At 66.1% G+C, this 1,537-nt stretch carries 2 protein-coding genes; one reads left to right on the top strand and one right to left on the bottom strand.

Features of this window, described 5'->3' with window-relative positions; all coding sequences use genetic code 11:
• Nucleotides 1–711: zinc-binding dehydrogenase (locus EOA33_RS35295; protein ID WP_127407691.1), on the top strand; the 711-nt coding region annotated here is incomplete at its 5' end.
• Nucleotides 712–726: 15 nt separating this feature from the next.
• Here EOA33_RS35295 and EOA33_RS35290 read toward each other — a convergent pair.
• The coding region (locus EOA33_RS35290; RefSeq protein WP_145989507.1) for a DMT family transporter at nucleotides 727–1,537 on the bottom strand (811 nt) is incomplete at its 5' end.

Here is a 1,537-nt window from a genome sequence, read left to right as displayed (position 1 = left end):
GGCTTCACCGGCTGGGGTTCCTTCGCCGAATATGTCGCCATCGACCATGCCGACACCAACCTGGTGCGCCTGCCGGACGAGATGGACTTCGCCACCGCCGCCAGCCTCGGCTGCCGCTTCGTCACCTCCTTCCGCGCTATCGTCGACCAGGGCCGGGTGAAGCCGGGCGAATGGGTGGCCGTGCATGGCTGCGGCGGCGTCGGCCTGTCGGCGATCATGATCGCCAGTTCGATGGGCGCCAACGTCATCGCCATCGACCTCACCGACGAGAAGCTGGACTTCGCCAGGAAGATCGGCGCCGTGGCGACCATCAATGCCTCGAACACGCCCAACGTGGTCAAGGCGGTCAAGCAGATCACCAATGGCGGCGCGCACATGTCCATGGACGCGCTCGGTCACCCGACCACCTCGTTCAACTCGATCGCCAATCTGCGCCGGCGCGGCCGTCACGTTCAGGTCGGCCTGATGCTGGCCGACGACGCGCGCCCGCAGGTGCCGATGGACAAGGTGATCGCCTTCGAGCTCGAGATTCTCGGCAGCCACGGCATGCAGGCGTACCGCTATACGGCGATGATGGAGATGATCCGCACCGGCAAGCTGAAGCCGGAACTTCTGGTCGGCAAGAAGATCAGCCTCGAAGAAGCGCCCGCGGCCTTGATGGCGATGGGCGGCTTCGAGGGCATCGGCATCGGCGTGGTGACGAAGTTCTAGGTGCGGATGGCGCCGTCACGCCGAAGCCGCGCGTCTCGGCAACTCCTGCTTTGCGAATTTCTTGGCGCCGACGACGCACAGCACTACGCCGAGCGTGACGACCAACATCAGCGGGCTGACCTGCTCGTGCAGCAGCGTCGCCGCCAGCGCCAGGCCGAAGAAGGGCTGCAGCAGTTGCAACTGGCCGACGGCGGCGATGCCGCCTTGCGCAAGGCCGCGATACCAGAACACGAAACCAATCAGCATGCTGAACAGCGAGACATAGGCGAGACCGATCCAGGCGCTTGAGCCGACGTCGGCGAAGGATGGCGGCAGCGTCGCAAAGGTCAGCACCAGCGTGATCGGCAGCGACAGCACCAAAGCCCAGCAGATCACCTGCCAGCCGCCCAATCTGCGCGACAGCGCTGCACCCTCGGCATAGCCCAGTCCGCAGGCGATGATGGCAGCCAGCATCAGGCCGTCGCCGACCGGCGATGCGGTCACGCCTTGCGTCAGAGCAAAACCCGCCACCAGCGCGCTGCCGAGGCATGAGAACAGCCAGAATGCCGGTCTTGGACGGTCGCCGCCGCGCAGCACGCCGAAGATCGCCGTCGCCAGCGGCAGCAGGCCGACGAAGATGATGGAGTGGGCCGAGGTGACATGCTTGAGCGCCAGCGCCGTGAGCAGCGGAAAACCAACGACCACACCCAGTGCGACGATCGCCAGCGACAGCAGATCCTCGCGCTCCGGCCGCTTCTGCCGGAACAAGGCGAGCATCGCCAGGCCACGCAGGCCGGCAATCGCCGCTCGGGCCGAGGTCAGGAATGTCGGATCGAGATCCGCAACC

The sequence above is a fragment of the Mesorhizobium sp. M4A.F.Ca.ET.050.02.1.1 genome (assembly GCF_003997725.1).
In the GTDB taxonomy this organism is placed as follows: Bacteria; Pseudomonadota; Alphaproteobacteria; order Rhizobiales; family Rhizobiaceae; genus Mesorhizobium.
Note: the sequence above shows the minus strand (reverse complement) of the source record. Positions and strands in the feature narration are given on the sequence as shown.